The organism is Craurococcus roseus, assembly GCF_039523795.1.
Classification (GTDB): domain Bacteria; phylum Pseudomonadota; class Alphaproteobacteria; order Acetobacterales; family Acetobacteraceae; genus Craurococcus; species Craurococcus roseus.
The window spans coordinates 11,370-14,102 of sequence record NZ_BAAAFZ010000052.1 but is presented as its reverse complement, the minus strand read 5'-3'; the positions used below and the strand labels follow the sequence as shown (position 1 = coordinate 14,102).

The 2,733-nt window shown below is 77.2% G+C and carries 2 protein-coding genes; both read right to left on the bottom strand.

What is annotated here, in order from left to right; all coding sequences use genetic code 11:
- On the bottom strand, window positions 1–450 hold a 450-nt coding region (locus ABD067_RS16450), incomplete at its 3' end, for a response regulator transcription factor (protein WP_343896436.1).
- Window positions 407–2,733: ATP-binding protein (locus tag ABD067_RS16445; RefSeq protein WP_343896435.1), on the bottom strand; the 2,327-nt coding region annotated here is incomplete at its 5' end. The genes ABD067_RS16450 and ABD067_RS16445, both read right to left, overlap by 44 nt.

Below are 2,733 nucleotides of genomic sequence, written 5' to 3'. Positions count from 1 at the left end.
CGCTTCGAGCGCCTCCGCCACCGCGGCGAGGATGCGCCCCTTCGGGTAGGGCTTCTCGACGAAATCCACCGCGCCGGCCCGCATCGCCCGCACGGCGAGCGGCACGTCGGCGTGCCCCGTCACCACCACCACGGGCAGCGCCGCGCCGCGCCGCGCCAGCTCCGCTTGCAGCGCGATCCCGTCCATGCCGCCGGGCATCAGCACGTCCACCACCGCGCAAGCCGACCGCACCGCCGCCACCGCTGGCGCGCCGGACGGATCGAGGGCCGCCAGCAACGCTTCGGCGGAAGCATGCGCCTCGGCGGCGTAGCCGGCCGAGCGCAGCAGCAGCGCGAGCGAGCGGCGCATGGCGTCGTCGTCGTCCACCACGTGGACGACGGGGGCCGGGCCGGCCGCGCCGGCCGTCTCAGGCTGGGGGCAGGGGCGCGGCGGCGCCAATGTTTCCGTCATCGTGTCCTCCGGTGGGGGTGAGGGGCGGCGGCAGCGCGAAGCGGAACACGGTGCCGCCGCCCGGGTTGGCGCCCGCCCACAAGCGGCCGCCGTGCGCTTCGACGATGGCGCGGCATATCGCGAGGCCGATGCCCATGCCGCCGCGCTTGGTGCTGGCGAGCGGCTCGAAGAGGCGGTCCCGGACGGCCGGCGCCAGCCCGGGGCCGGTGTCGGCCACCGCGACCTCGCAGCCGCCGCCGGCCGCCGGCCGCACCGAAACCGCGATCTCCTTCCGCCCGCCTTCGCCGCCGCAGTCGCGCAGCGCCTCGGCGGCGTTGCGCACGAGGTTGATCACCACCTGCTGGATCTGGATTCGGTCCACCAAGGCGGCCCGCCCGCCCGCGGCGTGTTCGATCCGCAGCGCCGCCCCGGCCGCGTCCGAAGCGTCGGGCGGCAGCGCCGCCTCGCAGGCCTCCGCCACCAGCGGCCCGACCTCTTCCACGCGCATGTCCGCGTCGCCCTGGGCGATGAAGTTGCGCAAGCGGCGCACGATCTCGCCGGCGCGCAGCACCTGCCGCCCGGCCTCCGCCACCGCTTCGCAACCGCCGTCGAGGTCCGGCGCCGCCGCGGCCCGCGCCCGGCAGGGCGCCACCGGGTCCTCGGCGCCGCAGCCGAGCAGGGCCTCCGCGACGGCCAGGAAGTTGGCGGCGGCGCCGAGCGGCTGGTTGAGTTCGTGAGCGAGGCCCGCGGCCATGGCGCCGACCGCGCCGAGGCGCGACGCGCGCAGCAACTCGGCCCGCACGCCTTCCAAGCGCTCCTCCGCGGCGCGGCGCGCGGTTTCGTCGCGCGCCACGCAAACCACGCCGGCGACGCGCCCCGCCGCGTCGCGCCAAGGCGACTTGGTGACGACGAACACCCGCCGCGGGTCGTCCGCCGCCCCGCGGCCGATGCACTCCTCGACCGCGCAGGCTTGGCCGTCGGCGATCACGGCGCGGTCCAGCGCCGCCGCCGCTTCGGCCCGGTCTTCGGGCAGGAGGTCGGCGAAGCGCCGCCCGAGCGCCTCGGCGGGGCTCCGCACGCCCAGCAGCGTGGCCCCGGCGCGGTTCACCAGCACGAAGCGGCCGTCCAGGCCGCGCGCGAGGATCGGGTCCGAGGTGCCGTCGATCACGGCCTGCAGCAACTCGCGGCCCCTCTGCGCCTCCTCGCGGGCGGCGCGTTCCGTCGCGGTCCGGCGGCGGAGTTCGGCGCCGGCTGCGGCGAGCGCCGCGCCCACGGCGTTCACCTCACGCACCGGCGTGGCGGGCGCGACCGCGCCGTGGCCCGCGCCGAGATCGGCGGCCGCGGCGGCCAGGGCGCCCACGGACGCCTCGACCCGGCGGGCCAGGGCGAGGGCCAGCAGCACCGCCAGCCCGATGACGGCCGAGCCCGCCCCGGCCACCCACCAGAAGGAGCGCCTCAACGGCGCTTCCAGCACCGCGACCGGCACCCCGACCGTGACGCGCCAGTCGCCGAAGGTCGTGCGCGCGTAAGCGCCGAACGCCATGACTCCGTCCAAGGTGGGCGCGCGGAAGGTGCCGCCGGTCCCGGCGGTGTTGTCCTGCATGCCGCGCGTGGCCGGGACGCCCACGAATTCGTCGTGACGGTGGCTGCGGGCGATGGTGATGCCGGCGCGGTCGACGATGCTCGCCAGCCAACCGGGCGGCAGCCCCGCGCGGGCGAGCAACCCCCGCAGGCGGTCGGGGCCGAAGACCAGCACGAGCCGCCCGTGGCCCCAACCCTCGCTCCCCTCGGCGTGGATGTACGCCGGCACCGAAAGCCGCAGCAGGTCGCGGCCCGTCAGCGGGCCTTTGAAAAGGTCCGAAACGAAAGGCAAGCCCGCCGCGATCGCGGCCCGCGCCGCGGCGTCCGGCGTGAAGTCGGGGGAGCGGGCGATCCGGGAGCCCTGGGGCAGGGCCGTGTTGACGACGTGTCGGCCGGCCGACGTGACCAAGGCGATCTCGATGCCGCGCGCCGCGGCGACTTCGTAGGCTTGGCGCTCGAACGCGGGGAAGTCCCGCGTTTCCAGCGCGGCGGACGTGGCCAGCGTCTGCGCCGCGGCAAGCAGCGCCGACAGTTCGCGGTCCACCGCCGCTTCCAGGTCGCGGACGACCGCCCGGGCCTCCCCTTCGAGCCGCTTCCTCTGCACTGCGCCGTACTCGGCCGCCATGCCGGCGGCAAAGGCGAGCGCGGGCAGGAGGAGCGCCGCGGCGAAGCCGAGGAGGTGCCAACGCAACCGGCGGCCGGTCGGCGCCGCGGTCCCCCGCG